General features: G+C 44.1%; 20 protein-coding genes and 1 riboswitch. Of the genes, 1 reads left to right on the top strand and 19 read right to left on the bottom strand.

The window, feature by feature from the left end; translation table 11 throughout:
• Window positions 1–48: 48 nt before the first annotated feature.
• From A3K86_RS01775 to punC, 7 genes are all read right to left on the bottom strand, one after another.
• Complete coding sequence (locus A3K86_RS01775; protein WP_068326789.1) at window positions 49–387, bottom strand: hypothetical protein; 339 nt, start codon at window positions 385–387, stop codon at window positions 49–51.
• Between the two features lie 34 nt (window positions 388–421).
• Window positions 422–3,595, bottom strand: coding sequence for an EAL domain-containing protein (locus A3K86_RS01780; RefSeq protein ID WP_068326793.1), 3,174 nt, complete (start codon window positions 3,593–3,595; stop codon window positions 422–424).
• 307 nt (window positions 3,596–3,902) lie between these two features.
• A complete protein-coding gene (artM, locus tag A3K86_RS01785) occupies window positions 3,903–4,574 on the bottom strand; it encodes an arginine ABC transporter permease ArtM (RefSeq protein ID WP_068326795.1) in 672 nt (223 codons plus the stop codon).
• Window positions 4,571–5,266: an arginine ABC transporter permease ArtQ gene (artQ, locus tag A3K86_RS01790; protein WP_068326799.1), complete on the bottom strand. Its 696-nt coding sequence runs from the start codon at window positions 5,264–5,266 to the stop codon at window positions 4,571–4,573. The genes artM and artQ overlap by 4 nt, the downstream gene beginning before the upstream one ends.
• Window positions 5,267–5,277: 11 nt before the next feature.
• On the bottom strand, window positions 5,278–6,009 hold the full coding sequence (locus A3K86_RS01795; protein ID WP_068326802.1) for an arginine ABC transporter substrate-binding protein: 732 nt from the start codon (window positions 6,007–6,009) through the stop codon (window positions 5,278–5,280).
• 163 nt (window positions 6,010–6,172) lie between these two features.
• Window positions 6,173–6,901, bottom strand: coding sequence for an arginine ABC transporter ATP-binding protein ArtP (artP, locus tag A3K86_RS01800; protein ID WP_068326805.1), 729 nt, complete (start codon window positions 6,899–6,901; stop codon window positions 6,173–6,175).
• Between the two features lie 402 nt (window positions 6,902–7,303).
• A complete protein-coding gene (gene punC, locus A3K86_RS01805) occupies window positions 7,304–8,512 on the bottom strand; it encodes a purine nucleoside transporter PunC (protein ID WP_068326808.1) in 1,209 nt (402 codons plus the stop codon).
• 105 nt (window positions 8,513–8,617) lie between these two features.
• Here punC and punR point away from each other — a divergent pair, with 105 nt between their 5' ends.
• Entirely contained in the window at window positions 8,618–9,520 is a 903-nt protein-coding gene (gene punR / locus A3K86_RS01810; protein ID WP_068326811.1) for a DNA-binding transcriptional activator PunR, read from the top strand.
• Window positions 9,521–9,589: 69 nt separating this feature from the next.
• On the opposite strand, the gene A3K86_RS01815 is transcribed toward punR, so the two are convergent.
• The 12 genes from A3K86_RS01815 to A3K86_RS01870 form a co-directional block, all read right to left on the bottom strand.
• On the bottom strand, window positions 9,590–9,832 hold the full coding sequence (locus A3K86_RS01815; protein ID WP_068326814.1) for a DUF3297 family protein: 243 nt from the start codon (window positions 9,830–9,832) through the stop codon (window positions 9,590–9,592).
• A 143-nt stretch (window positions 9,833–9,975) separates the two neighbouring features.
• Entirely contained in the window at window positions 9,976–10,383 is a 408-nt protein-coding gene (locus tag A3K86_RS01820; protein ID WP_068326817.1) for a VOC family protein, read from the bottom strand.
• Complete coding sequence (locus tag A3K86_RS01825; protein ID WP_084406465.1) at window positions 10,376–10,816, bottom strand: MarR family winged helix-turn-helix transcriptional regulator; 441 nt, start codon at window positions 10,814–10,816, stop codon at window positions 10,376–10,378. The genes A3K86_RS01820 and A3K86_RS01825 overlap by 8 nt, the downstream gene beginning before the upstream one ends.
• A gap of 230 nt (window positions 10,817–11,046) precedes the next feature.
• On the bottom strand, window positions 11,047–11,652 hold the full coding sequence (locus tag A3K86_RS01830) for a CDP-alcohol phosphatidyltransferase family protein (RefSeq protein ID WP_068326820.1): 606 nt from the start codon (window positions 11,650–11,652) through the stop codon (window positions 11,047–11,049).
• Window positions 11,645–12,295, bottom strand: a complete 651-nt coding sequence (locus A3K86_RS01835) for an ATP-binding cassette domain-containing protein (RefSeq protein ID WP_068326823.1) — start codon at window positions 12,293–12,295, stop codon at window positions 11,645–11,647. The genes A3K86_RS01830 and A3K86_RS01835 overlap by 8 nt, the downstream gene beginning before the upstream one ends.
• 22 nt (window positions 12,296–12,317) lie before the next feature.
• A complete protein-coding gene (locus A3K86_RS01840) occupies window positions 12,318–14,075 on the bottom strand; it encodes an ABC transporter permease (protein ID WP_068326826.1) in 1,758 nt (585 codons plus the stop codon).
• On the bottom strand, window positions 14,076–15,299 hold the full coding sequence (locus A3K86_RS01845) for an ABC transporter substrate-binding protein (protein WP_068326830.1): 1,224 nt from the start codon (window positions 15,297–15,299) through the stop codon (window positions 14,076–14,078).
• A complete protein-coding gene (gene lpdA / locus A3K86_RS01850) occupies window positions 15,299–17,518 on the bottom strand; it encodes a dihydrolipoyl dehydrogenase (RefSeq protein WP_068326832.1) in 2,220 nt (739 codons plus the stop codon). The genes A3K86_RS01845 and lpdA overlap by 1 nt, the downstream gene beginning before the upstream one ends.
• A gap of 10 nt (window positions 17,519–17,528) precedes the next feature.
• Window positions 17,529–18,179, bottom strand: coding sequence for a carboxymuconolactone decarboxylase family protein (locus A3K86_RS01855; RefSeq protein ID WP_068326835.1), 651 nt, complete (start codon window positions 18,177–18,179; stop codon window positions 17,529–17,531).
• 146 nt (window positions 18,180–18,325) lie between these two features.
• The gene (locus tag A3K86_RS01860; RefSeq protein WP_232321891.1) at window positions 18,326–18,718 is read right to left on the bottom strand and encodes a hypothetical protein; all 393 of its coding nucleotides are present in this window, start codon (window positions 18,716–18,718) and stop codon (window positions 18,326–18,328) included.
• Window positions 18,719–18,939: 221 nt separating this feature from the next.
• Entirely contained in the window at window positions 18,940–19,530 is a 591-nt protein-coding gene (locus A3K86_RS01865) for a TfoX/Sxy family DNA transformation protein (protein ID WP_068326838.1), read from the bottom strand.
• Between the two features lie 122 nt (window positions 19,531–19,652).
• Window positions 19,653–19,755: riboswitch (cyclic di-GMP riboswitch) on the bottom strand.
• Between the two features lie 260 nt (window positions 19,756–20,015).
• Entirely contained in the window at window positions 20,016–21,017 is a 1,002-nt protein-coding gene (locus A3K86_RS01870; protein ID WP_068326841.1) for a substrate-binding domain-containing protein, read from the bottom strand.
• Between the last annotated feature and the right edge of the window lie 83 nt (window positions 21,018–21,100).

Consider the following 21,100-nt stretch of genomic DNA (forward strand, 5'->3'; position numbering starts at 1 on the left):
AATAAAAAACCACGCCTAAGCGTGGTTTGTGGTTTCTGTTATCTGGCATTAACTGCGTTTTTTAAGGTGAAGATCTTTACGCAGCTTTGCGATTAAGGCCAAACGGTCTGGATTTTCTGGTTTAGCCTGCACTTTCATTGTTGCCAATGTCTTGGCTTCATCTTCTGTCACACAGCGACCATTAATTCGATAATGGGCCGTTTTGGTTTCAAGTGATGAACGCTCAAACGCTTCTTCTTGCGATTTGGCTAATGCTTCACGTGCCATACTTTGGCTAGTGGCATCTTTGACAACGTGTTGTTGACGGTAGTCTCCACGCTTAGGAGCAGAAGCCGATTTTTGATCTCGCTGTTTGAGATAGTCATCTAAATAGTCGCTAAAGCTCATATTCTTCCTGCTTTTCATGTAACTCTTACTAATTCTAATGGTTTTCTGAAACTATGTAACCTTCTTCCTGAGTTTCATCACTATCATCTTTGGTTGGTAAGCAAGTACGTTCAAATTCTTCTAGTGGCATTGGTTTGCCGAAGTAGTAACCTTGGAACTCTTCAACCCCTATGGTTTCCAAGAACTTGATTTGGTCGATATTCTCAACGCCTTCCGCCACTACGTTTAAATGTAAATTATGAGCAAGTTCGATTATTGAGCGGGTGATGGTAATGCTGTCTTTGTTCATCGGTAGCTCTTTAACGAATTCTCGATCCACTTTAAGAATATGGATAGGGAAGCGAGTTAAATAGGCTAGGGATGAGTAACCTGTGCCGAAGTCATCAATGGCAATGCGTACCCCAAGCGCTTGCAGCTTCACTAACTTATCAAATGCTGTTTTCACATCAGACATTACTACACTTTCGGTGATTTCTATCTCTAAGTATTGTGGGTCACACCCTGTAACTGTGATCGCCTTGTGCATTGTCTCTACTATATTAGAGTTTAATAACTGACGAGCTGAGATATTGAGCGCGTAGTTAATGAAGTGTCCTTGGTCTTGCCACTTCTTCAATTGTAAGCATGATTGGTAAATCAAATGCTCACCCACATCAATGATTAGCCCAGAGCTTTCCAGAATTGGGATCACTTCATTAGGTGGCTGAATATTCCCTCTGTCGTCAGTCCAACGCAAAAGCGCTTCGATACCGCAGAGTTCATGGCTGCCTGTGCGTACTTTCGGTTGGTAATAAAGCTTGTAGCGGGAAGTCCCTAAGGTTTTACGCAATTCACTTTCAAGGTTGAGCAATTTATTACTATCAATTGCCATTTGTTCGTTAAAGAAAGTGGCTTGATTGCGTCCGTCGAGTTTTGCGCGTGATAGAGCGATATCTGCACATTTGATCAAACCATCATGATCTGTGGCATCCGTTGGGTAGAGGGCGATACCAATACTGGCGCTTAACCACAGTTCTTGACTATTTATAGAGATCAAACTGCTGATGGTTTGTAATAGTCGGTTTGCCAGCAGGGCGACATTTTCAGCATCAACGCCATTTTTCATTAATATAGAGAATTCATCGCCATCCAAACGCGCCAAGATATCGTGATCACGCAGGGTGCTGCGAATACGTTTGGCGATGATCACCAGAACTTGGTCGCTAAGGTCGTATCCTAAGGAGTCGTTAACTTGCTTGAAGAAGTCGATGTCTAAGTGCAATAGTGCCATAGGCTTATTCGTGACCTTGGCTTGGTGCTCGACACTTTCAAGTTGTTGATAGAAGAGGGTACGATTCGGCAGACTTGTAAGCGCATCGTAGTGTGCGAGTTTGTGAAGTTTACTTTCAAATAGCACGCGCTCGGTGATGTCTTTACCGGTTGAAATATAGTGGCTGATTTTGCCGCGCTCGTTACGAATAGGGGAAATGGTTTTCTCTTCGTATAAAGTGCTATTGTCGTGCTCACGTGACACCACATGATGCACGGTTTGCCCCGATTTTAAGCGCAGCTGAATATTGCGCACTTCGGGATCAGAACCCAGCGCCTCTTTTAATAGTGGCTCAGATTGAGTGCCTATTAATTCTTTAGCACGAACCCCAGCAACAGTTTCAAAAGAGTGATTAACGTATTCGATAATGCCACGGCAGTCGGTGATAACCACGGTATCGTTACTTTGCTCAAGCGCTCGAGATAGACTCTTGAGCTTAAGCTCTCTTGTTACCCATGATGTGACATCACGAATGGCGAGTAAGATCTCTTTGTGATCGCTGTATTGAGTCTGTAAGCCAATAATTTCTAAATGCTGCTTTTTGAGCGTGGCATTGGTGAGTTTGATTTGTGATTTGATCGACTGTCGGCTGCCAAGCTCTGCGGATTGTTTGATTTCATCAATGATTTTATTAATTTGATACTTGGCATTGACCCCTAGTTTTAAGCTTGAGATTGGCTGATTAATAACATCAGAAGCAACCACTTGGAATATCTGAGCGGCGGCTGGATTGATATTGGTAATTTTTCTGTTGAAGTTAAGGGTGATCAAACCATTAGGTGTGTTCTTTACTAGCGTTTCATACTGGCGAGCTAAATCTTCAGAGCGTTGTTTGAGTTCGCGTTCTTGCTGCAAGCGCCTTGCTAGATGCCACGCCATCACCATACAGCCTGAAAGTAGCCCGAGAATTAACAAGGCACTTAAAGCGAATTTAATGATTCGATCTGGTGTAAAAGAGATTGAAGTCACCGCAGTATTAAGATTGATTTTGGAGATCACCGTCCACGGTAAATCAGTGCCACCAAAAGGAAGCTTATAAAGATCGGACGCTTGTTGGTTTTTATCCGAGAAGAATCGTGAGTAAGTATAAAGGTTACCATTTTTCTCGAACTGACCCTCTTGATGTGTATTTATCTCTCGCCACAGTTCAGGGTATTGGTTATGGAAGTCGTTGGCATTATTTTCACTGTCCATATACATCCATGATCGGGCTTCGTCAGGTCCTTGTAGCCAGTTTCCATCCCCGTTTACTAGCCAGCGCGAGCTGTTTTTCCACTTATATTCATGTTGGAGATTATCTAAGTAGTATTGACCTAGGTAGTTGATGGAAATCAGCCAAGTACTATTGTTTGCTTCTATGCGGGTGATAAAGCGGAGAACGGGTTTTTTGGGGAGTTCTAGTTCGCCATTTTCAATATTGAGATCAAATTGCGAGGTGTACAAACTGTCCGGTGGTAATGCCAAACTATGTTGGACATAAGGACGGTGGCTCTTATCTTGTAATAAAGAAGGCGGAATAACATTAGTGATGCCTTCATCATTATCTACCCGTATAACTTCCTTTCCTTGGCTATTGATTAAACGCAACTGGTCATAGTCGCTACGTGTTTTCATGACATTGATGAATTCGCGGGTGATAGCTTGCGCTTGTTGGTCGGTTAAATTGGTTGCAATGTTGAGCGCTTTTAAATTGAGAGACAGAAGCTGAAGGTCGTTGACCACAGGACGAAAATGTAATTGCGTCATATTGAGAGATGAGCGCTGAAGGCTCATCTCTCGGTCTTTGATCCCTTGTTCAAGTTGCTGAATGTCTTCTTTATATATGTACAAGGTGATCGTTGTAGTGATGATAAGTAGCGGAAGCAAAAGCGCTACAAAACGTAATAAGGCTGCTTTCATGAATCGTCCGTGAATAAAAACAAGCTAAAGAAATTATAGGCACACAATGATATTGGTTTCATATATTATTTGCCCAGTTATGCAGTTTTGTGACATCGCAACCGATAGATATGGTGATTAGGTATGATATTGCAGGGCTAATGAAATTAAATACAGCTTACGCCGTGCTTTGAGGGCAAAACATGTGGTGAAACAGCAGGATGAAAAAGGAAGGCAAAAGTAAAACTGATAGACTTGTAAGGAAATATTTAAAGAAGTGACCGATAAAAGTGTAAATTAGCTATTATCGGTCTGAATAATTCTTGAGTTATTGTACTACCTCGAATGCGAGCGCTTTTTTCTCAACTTGGCGGAAGGCAAGGGTAAGGGCGCCATTGACTAATAAATAGAACGCACCAGCGATACCAAAGACAGTCAATGTATCGTAGGTTTGGGCGTTAATGCGTTGTGCATAGCCCATTAAGTCCATAATGGTAATTGTGCTTGCGAGCGAAGTGCCTTTAAACACTAAAATTACTTCGTTGGAATAAGCCGGTACCGCACGGCGAAACGCGTATGGTAGTAATACCCCAAGGGTTGCTTTCATGTTCATGCCTAAGGCTTTACACGCTTCCCATTGTCCTGCTGGGATTGCTTTGAATGCACCGTGAAAAAGCTGGGTGCTGTAAGCGGCTGTGTTGAGTGCTAGCGCAAGCATAGCGCAGAACCACGGTTGACTTAGCCATTGCCAAACAAGACTTTCTCTAACGGCCTCAAATTGCCCTGGCCCGTAGTAAATCAAAAAGATTTGTACCAGTAGTGGGGTGCCAGTAAAGAGGGTAATAATGCCGCGGCTTAGCCAGTGCACCGCAGGCAAACGCACTATTAATGTAATCGTCATGATGACGGCAAGCGTAAAGCCAACGAATAGAGATACGGCTGTAAGCTCTAAGCTAGTAGCGAGACCTTGGGCAAGTTGCCAGATATGGGCGTCATTCATGCTTTCACTCCTTGCGCAAACCCTTGCGATTCAAACTTCAGTTCAATTTTCTTCACCGCTTTCTGCGTGACAAGCGTGATAATTAAGTAAATTGCCGCAGCAGATGCATACCAAGTAAAGCTTTCATGGGTAGCGGCTGAAGTAAGCTGTGCTTGTTTTAGTAGATCGGTGACACCTATCAATGACACTAAAGCCGTATCTTTGAGCAGCACCAGCCATTGGTTAGTAAGTCCAGGTAGCGCATGGCGGATAGCCTGTGGCAAGACAATGCGTGTAAAACCATGAAAAGGTGAAATGCCAAGTGCGCGGTAAGCTTCACGCTGACCTTGCGGTACAGCTTTCAATGCCCCTCTTAAAGTCTGTGAAGCGTAAGCCGCAAAGATTAATGCCAGAGCGATGACACCAGATACAAACGGGCTAATTTCAATATATTGATCGGTCAGCAAGAAAATAATTTGGGTTGAGCCGAAGAAGATAAAGAGCACCACTAAGATCTCAGGTAAGCCACGTAACATGGTCACTAAGGCGGTAACAGGCCAAGCAATAAAGCGGTGGCGAGACATTTCGCCACCTGCAAATAACACTGCTAATACCAAGCCGACGATCACGCTGACCAAAGACAACTGGATTGTGACTGCTGCAGCAGACATGAGTGCTGCGTGATAGCCAGAGAAAAATTCAGGTACTAACATGGTGACACCTATTACTTCGCGAAGTACTTATCAAAGATTGCTTGGTATTCACCGTTCGCTTTGACGGTTTTTAGTGCCGTATTTAACTGATCAACTAAGTCTTGGTTGCTTTTATTGACGGCAATACCAAAGCCATTCCCGAAATATTCTGCATTGGTCACAGGCTTACCCACGAAGGCGAGTTGATCATTTTTCTGGAACCACTCAGCTACAACAGCGGTATCACCAAAGACTGAATCAATACGACCATTTTGCATATCAAGGAATGCATCTTGGTAGCTGGCGTATGGCACAGCAGTTACACCTGGCATTTGATCAATAAGGTAGCTTTGGTGGGTCGAACCGTTTTGTACCCCAATACGTTTACCTTCAAGTGCGGCTTGGTCGGCAATTTTACCTTCAAGAGCAACAAAAGCTGCGGCGTTGTCATAGTAGGCTTGGGTGAAACTTACTTGCTTTTGACGTTGCTCGGTAATGTCAATGCCCGAGATTGCAGCATCGTAGCGGCGGAATTTAAGTGCAGGGATCAAGCTATCAAACGGTTGATTATGAAAAGTACATTTAGCATCGATCTCTTTACATAGTGCGTTAGCTAGGTCGACGTCAAAACCTTGAATTTGGTTATTTTCGTCCATGTATTCAAATGGGGCGTAAGTCGCTTCCATTACAAATTTAATTTCTTGTTGAGCAGCTGCGTGCATTGAGGTTAGACCTAGCAAGGTAGTAAGAACGACTTTCTTCATGTGATAACTCCTAAATATCCACTGCCATGCAGTGTGTTCCTAATTGTGATTATTTATTCATGGCTGCAAGTGGCAGCTAAATACATACTCTGTTATGGGCTTTGAATGAAATTAAAACTTTCTACGTTGTTTTATGTCATCCATAGCAAAATCGAAGCGGGGATTAATGGGATAAGTAATCCGCAAACTTTTGTGTCTCTGGCGATGTAAATGATGCTTTGGTACCGAACTCAACAATCTTTCCTTGCTCGAGATAAAGCACGTGACTTGCGACTTTTTTGGCGAAGTCGACCTCGTGCGTCACTATCACTTGCGTGATCCCGGTTTCACTGAGTTGGTTGATGATACTTACCACTTGATTAGTGATTTCCGGATCCAGTGCTGCGGTAGGTTCATCAAACAGCAAGATCTCAGGTTTCATCATTAATGCTCTTGCAATCGCCACACGTTGTTGTTGACCACCAGAAAGCTGAAGCGGCCAATGCTGTGCTTTATCAGTGAGTTGCAGCATGTTAAGCAGATCCATCGCTTGGCTTGTTGCTTCTTCTTTGCTGATGTTAGCGACCTTCATTGGTGCTTCAATTAGATTTTGAATCACCGTCATGTGAGGCCATAAATTGTATTGCTGGAATACCATGCCGACTTTTTTACGTAGGTCAGTGCAGGCTTTGTCGCTGAATCCTTTTTCAAAACAGAACTCACTGCCAGCCAGTGCCATATCGCCGTTAGTTGCAGTTTCTAACAGGTTCAGTACCCGTAGTAGCGAGCTTTTACCCGCACCACTTGGGCCAAGTAAAACAAGGGTGTCGCCTGATTGGCAGTTAAAGCTGACATTATGCAACACTTGCGTATCACCATAGTGTTTATTGATGTTGTTAACTTGAATACTCATGCCTAAATACTGAATTGTTTATCACTTGTGATTTATACTACCGATATCGAATCCTTATGCAAGAAAAATGTATAAAAAATCTATTTTGTTGCATTTTTGTTTGTTTTTTGTACGTTATGGAGTGAAAGACGCTGTTGGCTGGTTTTGGCGAACTTAGCAGAAATGGTGCAATGAAAGAGCGAACTAAGGCCTCATGACTATTACTGGCTAAGGAGAGGTTGTAAGTTCAGAAGCCGCTCATCGGCTTTGAGAAGTTAAGCGAGCTGTGTGGTATGTGGTTGGTACGTCGATAGGGGAAGTTACAAAAGAGAGAGCGGAAGGGAAGAAGGGAAAGCAAGGAGGAATTTTAAGTCAAAAAAAGCTGCCCGAAGGCAGCTTAAAAGTGTGATAACAGCGCGAGGGTTATGCTGTTTGCTCACTAAATGTTGCTTGGCGACGAGCTTTCACTACCAGTGCGAAACCAACCAAAGCAATAAAACCAGTTACAAACATTGCTGTTGTTACAGTCAGTAGACCTTGAGCTGCGAAAGCTGATACCAGACCACTTGCTGCGAAACACACCATAGTTTGAAGGAAATTCAATAAACCAGCCGCTGTTGCACTACATTCTTTAAAGTCTTCCAGCGCTTGGCTTACAACGATTGGGTAAATCGCGCCGTTAGCAATTGCTAGGAAGCAGAATGGAACAAGGATAGGCCAAATAGTTGTTGGCTCAGTATTGGTTGAGATTAGGAACATAACCAATACGCTTGCGAAGAACAGTTTCAGTAGCCACGGCAGAATTTGCTTACCTTCAAAACGGTTTAGCAGAGTACGACAACCGTAACCACCAATGATGAACGCAGCTGTTTGAGGTGCGTAACTTAGACCGATATCTGCACCAGAGTAGCCCATCGCTGCCATGACAAATGGCGAACCTGTTAGGTAAGCGAAGAAAGCAGCAGAACAAGCAGCGAAGATTGTCATGTTACCAATGAATTTTTTTGAACCAAGGATCAGACGGTAATCGCGCTTAAGTTGTACTGATACTTTGTCTTGTTTTTTATCAAGAGGAGCACTTTCTGGTTCTTTTAGCGTCAAAGCAGCCAAAAGTGCACCAAAAGCAACCAATACAAAGAAAATACTGCGCCAGCCAAGTTGGTGCTCTAGTAGTGCACCAGCAAGTGGTGCTAGAGCTGGTGATAGCGCTACAAGCGGCATAATCGTTGCGAAAATACGCTCAGACACTTTACCTTCGTAACGGTCAACAACAACTGCTTGCCAAATAACCGTTGCACTACAAGCGCCTAATGCTTGAGCAAAGCGAGTGATCAGAAGGATCTCAACATTAGGAGCGATAGCACATAGTGCAGATGCCACACTGAATAGTGTCATACCACCAAGCAGTACTTTAATGCGACCAATGCGATCAGACAGTGGACCGTAAACAAGTTGACCTAGTGCCATACCTAGTAGGAAAACACTTAAAGTTAAACCGATAAGTGATTGAGAAGTTTCAAAATCAGTGCGGATAACTTCAAATGCTGGTAGGTACATGTCTGTAGCAAGGAAACCTAGCATACTCAAGCAAGCAAACCAGACTAAAGTTAGTTTAGAAGGTTGGTTATTCATTATTTTGACCGTAAATATTCATAATTATGTTTATATGATAAATGTGGTGATTGTTGCTGTGAAACGCTAATATTTCACTATTGCTTTCAAAAAATTTGATTTGATATGTTTTCGTACCATGACTTGCAAGTTATTGATGTAGTGTCGCGTCGGGGGAGTTTTTCAGCCGCTGCGGAAGAATTGCACAAAGTACCTAGTGCTATTAGTTACACAGTTCGGTTAATAGAAGAGCGATTAGCTGTCGAATTATTTGTCAGGTTACACCGTAAGGTTGAGTTAACTCCGGCAGGACATTACTTCGTCGAGCAAGCGCGTGACTTGATAAAACAGATGGACGACATTCGGTTGCAAACTCAGCGTGTAGCTAATGGCTGGTCGCAGAGTGTCTCAGTCGCGTTAGATACCGTAGTGCGTGATAGCCGAGTGAATACTTTGGTCCGTGATTTTTATCAAGCATTCCCAGATGTAGAGCTTCACTTAACGATGGAAGTGTTTAACGGTGTGTGGGATGCCCTCGCTGACGGGCGAGCGGATATTGCTATTGGGGCAACAGCTGCGATCCCTGTCGGGGGGAACTTTGATTATCGTGATATGGGGATTCTAACTTGGAAGTTTGTTGTCGCGCCGGATCACCCATTAGCCTCGTCGACAGAGCCGCTTGCGGATGATGAGTTGGCAAAATACCCTGCTGTATGCTTAGAAGATACATCGCGTACCTTGCCCAAGCGGACAACATGGTTGATTGATAACCAGCGTCGTATCATGGTGCCGAACTGGCACAGTGCGATGCAATGTATTAAATCAGGCCTTGGAATATCGGTTGTGCCAACACATATGGCAATCCCACGAATTGAGAAGGGGGAGCTGGTGGAACGAGAGCTTGTGCAAAAACCGTTTGATAGCCCGTGTTGCTTGGCATGGAATAACGAGAGTAATAATCCAGCGGTGGATTGGTTGCTTGATTACTTGGGTGATAGTGAGCAGCTGCACCGAGAGTGGATGCGATAAGAGATGATGAAAGTAATGCATAGAGCAAGTGTTGCTCTATGCATTAAAGATAAGCGTTATTAAAACAGCTTACTTGTAGAATGCTTCTACTTCACCTTTCAGCGTGATTAGCATTGGGTTGCCGTAACGGTCTTTCGCTTTTGGCGATGGAATTTTCACCCAACGTTCACTGATGCAGTACTCTTCAACGTCAGTACGCTCTTTGCCATTAAGACGAATACCGATCTGGTGTTGAAAACACTCTTCCACAAAGTGTGGGCTACGTGGGTTACCTGATAGGTGATCTGGCAGAGTTGGTTTTGAATCGCTCATGTTTGTAACCTGATATAAAAATAACGTGCGTCATTCTAGACAATCGCTAACTGTGCTACAAGACAATAACTGCACTGAGTGTAGATAACAGGGGAGCGCAATGCTCCCCTGTCTTTGTCTATCCTAGTATTTTGCTGTGAGCCTTACTTATTATCACGTTGGTAAGTAATAACTGACATTACCGCGCCTTGAGGATCGCGGAAGGCTGCAATACGTCCAATGCGTTCGATATCCATAGGAGGAAGTACAGTGTCAGCGCCATGTTCAAGTGCCGTTGCTAACGTTTGGTCGACATTTTCAACGGTCACATAGGCTTGCCAAAAAGAAGGCGCTCCTGATTTTTCTAATTGCTCTGGCATAGTTAATAAACCAGCAAACGGTTCAGAGCTATTTTCATTCATTACAAGGGCGTAGCGTGAGTTGTTACGACCAGGTACTTCTCGCAGTGTCCAGCCTAGTACTTTGTTGTAGAATGCCATTGAGCTGTCGAAATCTTTGGTCATTAGTTCACACCAGCTAAATAGACCGTGATCTTCAAAAGGCTTATCCATTACTTTCTCCACTTAGGTTGTGCACGAATTTGAGCAATAATGCGTGCATTTGTTGTTGTTCGGATTCATCAAACCCGCTTAATGCTTGACCCAACACACCAAAGGCAAGCACTTTGGTTTCTTCGACTATTTCGCGCCCGTGCGAGGTAATATCAATGCCGTAACTGCGACCGTCACCGTTAAGGGTTACCTTGGTGATCAAGTCACGCTTTTCGAGGCCTTTGATCAAACTCGTTATCGAACCACGGTTTTTCCGTAATTTTTCCGCCATTGCTAATGGCGTTAGCGGAGAATCCTCAGTTAACGTCATTAGAAATATCCATTGTTCACGGGTGATATCGTGGCCTTGTTGACTAAACGTCGCCTCTAACTCATTCGTAAGTAGGCGAGAGGCTAGGCCGACTAAGCCACCAATAGTGTCTGTTGGGTTCATGACAAAAAGCCAATTTGCAATATAGTTTAAATTTAAACTAAGTGTAATTGATCATGCTGGAATAATGCAATGATGTTTTGCGTCAAACCTAAGTAATTTTTTTAAGTTTATGAATATAAATAAATTAAAGAGGGCTTAATTAAGTGCTGGTAGACCAAACAGCTTAGTTAAGGGCGCAATAGTGCCGCGCCCCTGCTGCTTCTATTGATGATAGAAAAGATTTGTAGGTGTTATTTTAGGGTTTGGTATCCTGCCCAAATACGGGTAGCCGTAGTTATCCAGCATAAGGTGCCAAACACAAAGGCAAGATAAGCAAAATACTGAGGGAATAAACAAAACAGTACAAAGCATGCAATGGTTTCAGTCCCTTCGGTTAACCCGCCAATGTAATAGAGTGATTTCTGCTTATACACAGGGCTTTCGATGTTGCGTTTACTGGCCATAATCGCAAAAGCTAAAAAGCTTGAACCTGTGCCGATGAAAGAAAAAATCAAAAAAGCACCAGCGACCGCATTCGCTTCAGGATTAGCGAGCACAAAGCCGAACGGTATTAATGAGTAAAATAAAAAATCGAGTGTAATGTCGAGGAAACCACCGCAGTCGGTGATCCCTTGGCGGCGAGCGATTGCGCCATCTAAGCCATCAAAGATCCGATTGATAATGATAAAAGCCAATGCCCAAAGGTATTGCTCTAGTATCAATGCAGGTAAAGCACATAAGCCAAACAGAAAACCAACAACGGTAACTTGGTTGGCAGTGATACCGAGTTTATCCGGAAATGCCGACAACAGTTTTAGCGGTGCTCGGATCAAGCGAATGGTGTATTGATCAAGCATGATCCGTCTCCTTATGCCATGGCCAGTCTAGAACTTCACCGTTGGTTGGGGCATCGTCAATGTCGTGACTCACCATCAAAGCGGGAATGTTTTGCTGCTCAATTTGTTTAAACACAAATTCACGGAAAGTCGTGCGCAATGCTTTATCTAATTTACTAAACGGTTCATCTAATAAAATAGCCTGAGGTTGAGAAAGCAGAGTACGCATCAAACTGATCCGAGCGCGTTGACCTCCTGAAATTTGATCAGGCATATGTTCAGCTAGTTGGCTTAACTCAATTTGCTCTAACGTTTCTAGGGCAACTTGTTGGCGTTGATTTCCCTTTATTGATTTTGGCTGCCCAAATGCAAGGTTTTGCCATACGTTGAGGTGTGGGAATAGCAAATCATCTTGAAACAATATTCCGATTCGACGTTGGTTTGGCTCTACTGCCAATAAGCTTTTTCCGTTAAGCTGAATATCACCTTGAAGAGTAAATTGAGTTGAAAGGTGACCAGCAATCGCACTCAGAAGAGTCGATTTTCCACAGCCGCTAGGTCCCATCATTGTGAGCACTTGCCCTTTATTGACGGTAAAACTCAACGCAGAGATCAGTGCTGCGTCGGCTTTATTTATAGAAAGGTTTACCACAGATAAACTCATCCGGGTTGGTACTCCTTGTTTTTTAACAACATGTTTTTGATTTTGTTTGTTTTGAATAAACGATTTTTGGGTTCATTGATTTTGAATCAATGGATTGGGAACGTTGGGCTTTGGAATTAGTCGGTTTCGCCTTACATGGTTGAACACCGCTACAACGACCGGCAACTAAAGCCAATGAGAAGAAAATCAGTGGCAACACTGCTTGCAATAAGCCATAGATAGCGCTGACACGGCGATCTTGACCACTAGCAAGTGCAACGGCTTCGGTGGTGATGGTGGAAATGCGCCCAGCCCCCAACATTTGCGTTGGTAGGTATTGTGCCAAGCTGACGCTCATCCCAATAGCAAGAGCAATCCAGATTGAAGGCATAAGTAAAGCGCGTTTCACTTGCCACCAAGCGTGCCATTGGCTTAATCCTAAGCTCAGCGCAGATTGAGTAAGTCGGCGATCAAAACTGCGCCACGGACCATCAAGCGCTAAATATATGTATGGGAAAACAAAGATCACGTGACTCCAACTGACCAACAACCAGAAATGTTGTCCTGCAACTAAATGACTGGTGACTTGTAACCCAAAGAGTAGCGATAACTGCGGGATCACCATAGGAATGGTAATTAACCAAAATGGGATTTGGCGTTGAAAGCGGTCACGGTACTCTAAGCAGCCAATTGCGATGACCAACGCAATGACGCTACTTACGACTGCCAGTAACAAACTGTTGTAGCTGTATTCCCACAATGGTGCGAGCTCTTGCTGCCAAAATCGAAAGCTAAACCGAGTCGGTAGTAGATCTGGGAAACGCCAACGTTGGGCGATAGACCACAATACCAAGAGCGGTGTAACAATCAGAGGTAACAATAGAATGGCATAAATCGTGGACTTGCCTGGTAGCCTTAGCTGATTTGCGCCTGAATATAGCCACTTATTCCATATATTAAGTACAGCATGCTCAATAACGCGAGCGGTTAGCAGTACCAATAAGGTAAGCGCAAGAAGTGATAACGCTCCTGCTGCTGCGCGTGGTAGCAAGGTGAGATCGGGTTCGTTAAACCATTGCCAAACTAATACCGCAAATGTGGGTGGACGAGTCGGACCAATGATTAAACTGACATCAACAACCGACAATCCAAAAGCAAGCACTGCATAAAAAGGGAGACGAATTTTAGGTAGCCATTGCGGCAAGATAACTTTTAGCCAGATATCTGCGTGACGATAGCCTAATCCTGATGCCGTTTTATACAAGGTATCAACTTTGATTTGTTTAAGAACCGAGGCGCTCATTAATAACAAGAAAGGCGTTTCTTTGATTGCGAGTGCCAGGATCAAACCTAAGCCATAAGGGTCTTGAACTACAGCGTCCCAACCTTGGGTACTGAATCCCATTTGTTCGACTAAGCGATATAACCAACCTGTCGAAGCAAAAAGAAAGCCAAAGCCTATCGCAAAAGCAACATGCGGCATGGCGAGCACCGGAGCAAGCCAGCGCTCAATGCGTTGCCAACGTGGCGACTGCCAATGCGCTTGTAAGATCAGAAAGGTGAACAAAAGCGCCAATAAGCTGCTGCTTATGCCAGTGAACAGACTAAGTCCTATTGCTTGCTCAATACCTGGCCATGTAATCACCAGCTCAAAAGCGTGTAGGCTGAATGCATTGGCAGTTGTACCAGTAAGAGAGTGAGGAAGCCAAGATAGGGCAGGGAGAATGATCCCCGCCATACCTGGCAATAAAGGCAAAATACACAGCGCGATAGCACTAAAAAATAACAGGTGAAGGAACATTTAGTGTCCGTAGCGTTTTTGCCATTCTTGTTCAAGGGCGGTTTGCCAGCTTGGGTGCGGCTCGGCAACGGGTTTAAAGAGTGCAAAACCACGGTGTCCTGCAGGCAATACTTCAGCTTGAAGCACTGAAGGGTCGCCCCAAATTTGACTGTTGGCTTTGCGCGCTTGCGCCTCTGGGCTCAGAAGGAAGTTAATCGCAACTTTTGCACCAGCCTTAGCATTGGCATTCCAAGGAATGGCTAAGAAGTGAATGTTAGACAATGCACCTTGGTCAAAAGCATAAGCTTTTGCTGATTCAGGAAGCTTACCGTGTTCAATGGCGGCATTGGCTGCATTTGGGTTAAAGGTGATCGCAAGAAGCAACTGACGATCGTCTAGTAGTTGAATAGTTTCACTGGTACCAGAAGGAAATTGTTGTCCTTTTTTCCATGCGACAGGGTGTAACTGCTCTAAGTAAGACCAAAGCGGTGCTGTAACTTGCTGGAATTTATCCGCTTGTTTTTGGCTATCGATTGGCTGGCTGAGTGCTTTTGGCTCTGGAGTTAGTGCAATCAAGGCGGCTTTTAAGAAGCTCGTACCATGAAATTCCGGTGGTTGCGGATAACTCACTTGCCCCGGATAGGCTTTGGCAAGGCTGAGTAGCTCAATAAAGTCTTTGGGAGGGTTATTCAGGGTTTTCTTATCGTGAATGAAAACCAACTGTCCGACACCCCATGGCGCTTCCAGTCCATCTGTTGGCTCTGTGAAATCCACATCAACAGGTAGGCGCTTATCAACCAAAGACCAGTTCGGTAAGGTGTCAACAAACGGTCCGTACAAGAGCTTACCTTGTTTCATTGAGCGGAAGTTTTCACCGTTGAGCCACACAAGATCAACGCTGCCGTCACTGTTTTTGCCGGCTGTTTTTTCGGCTAACAAACGCTGAGTGGTTTCGGCAATATCTGCGACTTTAACGTGCTTTAGGGTCACGTTATAACGCGATTGCAATTCATGTGATGCCCAGCGAAGGTAATCATTGATTTCTTGGCTACCACCCCAAGCATTAAAATAGACAGTTTGTCCGGCTGCTTGTTCAAGGGTTGTTTGCCAAGCACTGGCATCTGTCAGTGCTTTTGCTTCAGCTTGACTGTCGTTATCAGCCGCTTGCGCAGTCGTTAAGGTCAGCGCAATGGCTAAGCTAAGAGCGCCTTTTACAAGGCGCGAAAAACGAGATGGGTGATGCATTACATATCCTTATTTTCTTTCAATACCGCAGGTTGATCAGTTGCTGATTTATCAACGGACGGTTTCTTTCCTTGGCGCATCCAAGCGTGGTATTTTTCTACCCAACTTAGCAGCAACTGTGGCGCATTGGCTTGTTTCCACTGTCCTGCTGCATATTTGGTGGCTTCACTCATGGTTGGGTAAGGGTGTACTGTACCTAAGATCTTGTTTAATCCCAAGTTATGGCGCATAGCTAACGTAAATTCAGCAAGCATTTCACCGGCATTGCTACCGACAATGGTTGCTCCTAATATCGTGTCTTTGCCTTTAGGGGTAATAACTTTGATAAAGCCATAATCGGTGCTGTCAGTAATGGCGCGATCGAGATCGTCGATGCCATAACGTACCACTTCGTAAGGAATACCTTGTGCTTTCGCTTCTTTTTCGTTGATCCCCACACGTGCGACCTCTGGGGCTGTGTAAGTTGCCGCGGGAAGCACTGAATAGTCAGCTTTAAATTTCTTAAACTGACCGAACAGGCCGTTTACTGCGGCATACCATGCTTGATGCGCGGCTGCATGAGTTAATTGGAAAGGGCCCGCGACATCACCGACAGCAAATATGTTGCTGTACTTGGTTTGGAGGTATTCATTAACGTCGACAGTGCCACGCTCAGTGGTTGTAATGCCAAGTTCTTCAAGACCGAAACCTTGAACATTAGCAACTCGACCTAAGGCAAGCATGACATAGTCAAATTCTACCTTCACTGTCTCGCCATTATGCTCCAGTACGGCAATTTGCTGGCGAGTACCATCTTCTAATTCGGTCGTCTCAAAACGAACAGCCTTATGTTGAAGCTTAATATCAACGCCATCATTACTGAGGTATTGATGGACAAGTGTAGAAGCTTCTTCATCTTCACGAATAAGCAGTTGCTCAGCCATTTCAACAAGAGAAACCTGTGTGCCTAGGCGTTGGAAGCTTTGTGCCAGCTCGCAGCCGATAGGACCACCACCTAACACCAGTAATTTCTTCGGTTGCTCTTCTAGTTGCCAAATAGAGTCTGAAGTTAGGTAGCTGACTTCATTTAGCCCCGGAATATTCGGCACAAGCGGACGTGCGCCCGTTGCAATAACGATATTGCGAGTGGTGATGCGCTCGCCATTCACTTCCACTTCCCAAGGCGACAAGATACGCGCTTCACCCGAGATGCAATTTACGCCCAGTTTTGAATAGCGCTCAACCGAGTCGTGTGGCTCAATTTTTTGAATGACATTTTGAACGCGCTGCATCACTTGTTTGAAATCGACATGGGTTTCACCTGTTGTGATGCCAAACTCTTTTGCCTTGGTGATTTCAGCCATGGTATGTGCGGCTCGGATTATCGCTTTTGATGGCACACAGCCGGTATTGAGGCAATCACCTCCCATTTTATGACGTTCAATTAGCGTGACTTTTGCTTTCACTGCGGCTGCAATATAGGCACTAACCAAACCGCCGGCACCTGCACCAATCACGACCATGTTTTGGTCAAACTTTTCAGGTGGTGTCCAATCAGCATAGACGCGGCGCTTTTGTACTATACCCATGACAAATTTGGCGACGAATGGGAAAACGCCTAATAGCGCAAGTGATACTAACACTGGCGCTGAGATGATACCGCTCAGGGTTTCGATTTCACCCAACTGGGTACCCGCATTAATGTAAACCGCAGTACCGGCTAGCATCCCAACTTGACTGACTAAATAGAAAACTTTGGTTTTGATTGGGGTAAGGCCCATCAACAAGTTCACTAAGAAGAACGGGAATACAGGAATAAGGCGAAGCGTGAAGAGATAAAACGCGCCATCCTTTTTGATCCCCGCGTTAATCGGTGACAAGCGATGACCAAACTTTGTTTGTACCCAGTCGCGAAGGATATAGCGGCTGAAGAGGAACGCTAGAGTTGCACCAATCGTGCTGGCGAAGGAAACCAATAATAGGCTCCACCAAAAGCCGAACAATGCCGCTCCGAGTAAGGTCATGATGGCTGCACCTGGCAACGAGAGTGCGGTGACTAGCACATAAATGACAAAGTAGGTCAGGCTCGCTGTGAAAGGCTGGGCGGCAATCGTGTCTTTTAACGCTAATTGCTGTGCTTTGGCCTGTTCAAGAGTGAAGTACTGTCCTAAATCGAATATGAACCAGCAGCCAATCAAACTAACAACAATGGCGGCAAGCAGTAGTTTCTTTCTATCCATGAGTAAACTCCTACACGTTTGAATCTGTTGGCGTGTTACTTCCTGATGAGTGTTTTTCTTTTGGCGTCGTTGGTTGTGGCTCCGCTGGATTTTCTTCCGCCTTTACATTGCTTTCAGCTGCAATTGGGATTGAGCAAAAGCCTTGAGCGGGTACATCCAACGCGGTGTTGAATTTGGCTGATAAGTTTTGAAAAGCAATCAATGCTGTGAGCTCAACAAGGGCATCTTCGTTATACCATTGAGACAGTTCGCTGAGTTGCTCGGGCGTAACTTTGTTACCCGTAATTGTCATGGCCTCAACATAGTTAAGTACCGCAATCTCTTGGCTATCAAATAAACTGCTATCGTGATGCCAATTGGCAAGGGCTTTAATTTTCTCTACTGAATCACAGCGCTCAGCTAAGCGCATGCCGTTAGCATCTACGCAGAAAGCGCAGTCATTCAGTTGCGAAACACGCACACATACCAGTGAGCGAATTATAGGGGAAAGAGGAGAGTGGCGACGGTCTAAATAGCCAAAAAAGCCTGCAACTAACCAGAAGAGAGCTGGGCGGCGTCCCCAAAGTAATGCGGGATTCAGTACCTTGCCAAAATTACGTTTTTGTAGCCAAAGAAGCGGGCGAACGAGAATGGAGTATTGTTTTTTGTTTGCGATGCGCACTGCGTCTGTTCCTTATGCAACACGGTGTAACACAATGTTATACCAAGCTACAAAACCAGACCCGACTAAGAGCGCAAATATTTCAAATAATTACGATTATTTTTCGCAATGAGGGCTAGTTAACACCTCGTTAGGGTGTTTTATGCTCAATTGATGGCGATTTCAACCGAACGAACCTGTTCTTGTTTGACCACTTGGCTTTCTGGCATTTCAGAAAAGGAGACATAGCAAGAAGCTAAGATAGGAATAAGCGCTAACATCAGCGTTTTACCAATATGGTAGTTGCGATACCAGTATTTACGAGAACGAATCTTGAGTAATACGCCCCACAGAATCAGCACAACGTTAAAACCACCAACCATCAATAGCACATCATTCAGTGCGAGACTTGGGGCGAGTTGTTGCTGCACGAGTATAAAGACGAAAGCAGGAGGAAGGAGGCTCAGAATAACAAAGACGCGAAGCAGTTTTGGCCACTTGCAAAATTTGTCTTTGAAAATCTGATCTGTTTGCCCCGGAAAAGGCTTGGAACAGAGCATAGTGGCCTCACTTGATGTCATTCATCTATACACTGTGATTGGGTAATCACGGTAAGCCACTGCATTTTACTTAATTCATAAATGAATAAAAGTTTGTTGATGATTTTATGAACAGTATTTGTGAGTAGACTCAAGAATTGACGTAAACCTGACATTTTCTGACAGGCTAGGATAAAAAAACGGGCAAAAAGCCCGTTTTATGGTGTTTGCAGGTGTCGAAATTATGACAGTTGGTTAAGAAGCTCACCTCGACGAGTTTCTGTAACAACCGACCAATGTTTACCACTGATTGCCCCTTCAAGCGCCCATAATAATTCGATGTTCAGATTGTTGTCATGGGTATCTTGTAAGGCTTTATAAGCATCAAGCGCACCAACTTCCATTAGTTTGTCCACCGTTTCTATGCCTGCTTTTTTCAGCATGCGCTCGTTAGCAAGACGTAGGTTTGGTAAATCTTTAATGCGAGATGGTCCAACGCTCTTTTTGGTTTCTTTGTCAGTTTTAGCACCTTCTAAAGAACCTTTTGCATGGTTGAGGATCACTTCAGGTGTATCCCACCAGCATTCTGGAATGGCAAAGTGCTTAGTTACTACGGGAAACCCGCGTTTTTCGTAAACGTAAGGTTCTAAGTTTGCTGCTTTAAATGTTTCGATGTTGTCTGCATTGGCACGTAGATGAAGACGGTTTTTTACAACAAGGGCGAACATTGTTTCGCCAGCAAAAATGCCAAAACCGCCAAACATTGATCGTGATTTCACGCTGCCAAAACAATCAAATAATTTTAATGTTTCTTTTAGTATTGGTTTATCCATGCGACTTCTCGGTGAAATATATTTGGTAGTCACCTAACATCAAGCGAGGAGTTTAGGTTAGCAAAGCACACTTAATATATGTCAAAAGCATGTCAACCATATGAAGGTTTTGCATTAAATCCATCGGTAACCCCGCTACCATGAGAGTGAAAACATTTCGATTCACACCCTGTTAGGCCGGAAGCTTTGCGTCCCATTTTTTCAAATGGTTTGCCCTGTTCGTGACTCAGTAAGCATATCGCAAATAGCAGAATTTCGTTTAATCTGCGCAATAAAAAATGTGATCTTGCTTCAATAATTAGGTGTTCGTGAGTAATGAATATTCACTATAGAAATGAATATTTGAGCAATTGATCTAATCTTGTATTCGCAGAATAGTGTATGCGATAAAGGTGTAAAAGAGTGATATGCGTTGTGAGAATAAGAAAAAAGGCCAACGATAGTGATATCGTTGGCCTTTGAAATTTAAGCAAATTAAAGAATTATTAATTCAATTTATGCACAGACTTACGGATAACAAGTTCAGGTGACATCTCGAACACGCGGTTGTCGTGTTTTTTGTCTTTTACTCGCTCCATCAGAATCTCAACAGCTGTTTTACCAAGGCGGCGTTTAGGCTGGTGGATTGTAGTTAAAGGTGGCGAAAAGTACGGTGCAAGTTCGATGTTGTCGTAGCCAATAATCGATACATCTTCAGGAACTCGAATTCCATGTTGAACAAAAGTACTGATCATTGACATTGCCATAATGTCGTTAAAACAGAAGATAGCAGTAGGACGATCTTCCATCGCAATGAAGCGTTCTGTCGCTTTTGCTGCGGTTTCACACTCGAAATCACCTTCGATAATCCACTCAGGATTAATCTCTAGGCCAGCTTCATTCATCGCGCGCTCAAAACCTTTCAAGCGTTCTTTACAAGTCAGCTTGTTGTGATCGCCAGACAGACAGCCAATCTTAGTGTGACCATTTTCAATAAAGTGCTTAATGGCAACGTAACCGCCCACTTCAGCATTATCTTTAATACGGTCAGTTTGTGGTGTTTCTGGTCCCCACATGACTACGCGAGGCATGTCTTTTTGGCGTTCTAGAAGTTCAAGTAGTTGATCATCAAGGTCAGAACACATCACTAGCAAGCCATCAACACGCTTTTCAGCAAGCATGCGTAGGTAATCACGCTGTTTAGATAGGTTACCTTCAGTGTTACACAGGATTAGGGTGTAACCTTCTTTGTAACAGTATTCCTCAACACCATGAACCACTTCCGCGAAGAATGGGTTGGTTGATTTTGTTACCAACATACCAATAGTGCGAGTTGTGTTACATTTCAAGCTACGCGCTACAGCACTTGGTGCGTAGTTTAATTCATCAACGGCAGCCAGCACTTTCTTTTGCGTGGCTTCTGCGACAAAACGGGTTTTGTTAATCACGTGAGAGACTGTTGTAGTTGATACGCCAGCCATACGTGCAACATCTTTAATCGTTGCCATAGTTATTCTTCTAATAATAGTTTTAATTAATTCTACGGATATACATACGCTAACTTTTGCTTTCTGTGCCAGCCTAATTTCAA

The sequence above is a fragment of the Photobacterium jeanii genome (assembly GCF_001650345.1).
Taxonomy (GTDB): Bacteria; Pseudomonadota; Gammaproteobacteria; order Enterobacterales; family Vibrionaceae; genus Photobacterium; species Photobacterium jeanii.

What these genes read in the sequence shown, in the direction of transcription:
- A3K86_RS01775 (WP_068326789.1), bottom strand. Translation starts at nt 387, where the DNA reads ATGAGCTTTAGCGACTATTTAGATGACTATCTCAAACAGCGAGATCAA.
- A3K86_RS01780 (WP_068326793.1), bottom strand. Translation starts at nt 3,595, where the DNA reads ATGAAAGCAGCCTTATTACGTTTTGTAGCGCTTTTGCTTCCGCTACTT.
- artM (WP_068326795.1), bottom strand. Translation starts at nt 4,574, where the DNA reads ATGAATGACGCCCATATCTGGCAACTTGCCCAAGGTCTCGCTACTAGC.
- artQ (WP_068326799.1), bottom strand. Translation starts at nt 5,266, where the DNA reads ATGTTAGTACCTGAATTTTTCTCTGGCTATCACGCAGCACTCATGTCT.
- A3K86_RS01795 (WP_068326802.1), bottom strand. Translation starts at nt 6,009, where the DNA reads ATGAAGAAAGTCGTTCTTACTACCTTGCTAGGTCTAACCTCAATGCAC.
- artP (WP_068326805.1), bottom strand. Translation starts at nt 6,901, where the DNA reads ATGAGTATTCAAGTTAACAACATCAATAAACACTATGGTGATACGCAA.
- punC (WP_068326808.1), bottom strand. Translation starts at nt 8,512, where the DNA reads ATGAATAACCAACCTTCTAAACTAACTTTAGTCTGGTTTGCTTGCTTG.
- punR (WP_068326811.1), top strand. Translation starts at nt 8,618, where the DNA reads ATGTTTTCGTACCATGACTTGCAAGTTATTGATGTAGTGTCGCGTCGG.
- A3K86_RS01815 (WP_068326814.1), bottom strand. Translation starts at nt 9,832, where the DNA reads ATGAGCGATTCAAAACCAACTCTGCCAGATCACCTATCAGGTAACCCA.
- A3K86_RS01820 (WP_068326817.1), bottom strand. Translation starts at nt 10,383, where the DNA reads ATGGATAAGCCTTTTGAAGATCACGGTCTATTTAGCTGGTGTGAACTA.
- A3K86_RS01825 (WP_084406465.1), bottom strand. Translation starts at nt 10,816, where the DNA reads ATGAACCCAACAGACACTATTGGTGGCTTAGTCGGCCTAGCCTCTCGC.
- A3K86_RS01830 (WP_068326820.1), bottom strand. Translation starts at nt 11,652, where the DNA reads ATGCTTGATCAATACACCATTCGCTTGATCCGAGCACCGCTAAAACTG.
- A3K86_RS01835 (WP_068326823.1), bottom strand. Translation starts at nt 12,295, where the DNA reads ATGAGTTTATCTGTGGTAAACCTTTCTATAAATAAAGCCGACGCAGCA.
- A3K86_RS01840 (WP_068326826.1), bottom strand. Translation starts at nt 14,075, where the DNA reads ATGTTCCTTCACCTGTTATTTTTTAGTGCTATCGCGCTGTGTATTTTG.
- A3K86_RS01845 (WP_068326830.1), bottom strand. Translation starts at nt 15,299, where the DNA reads ATGCATCACCCATCTCGTTTTTCGCGCCTTGTAAAAGGCGCTCTTAGC.
- lpdA (WP_068326832.1), bottom strand. Translation starts at nt 17,518, where the DNA reads ATGGATAGAAAGAAACTACTGCTTGCCGCCATTGTTGTTAGTTTGATT.
- A3K86_RS01860 (WP_232321891.1), bottom strand. Translation starts at nt 18,718, where the DNA reads ATGCTCTGTTCCAAGCCTTTTCCGGGGCAAACAGATCAGATTTTCAAA.
- A3K86_RS01865 (WP_068326838.1), bottom strand. Translation starts at nt 19,530, where the DNA reads ATGGATAAACCAATACTAAAAGAAACATTAAAATTATTTGATTGTTTT.
- A3K86_RS01870 (WP_068326841.1), bottom strand. Translation starts at nt 21,017, where the DNA reads ATGGCAACGATTAAAGATGTTGCACGTATGGCTGGCGTATCAACTACA.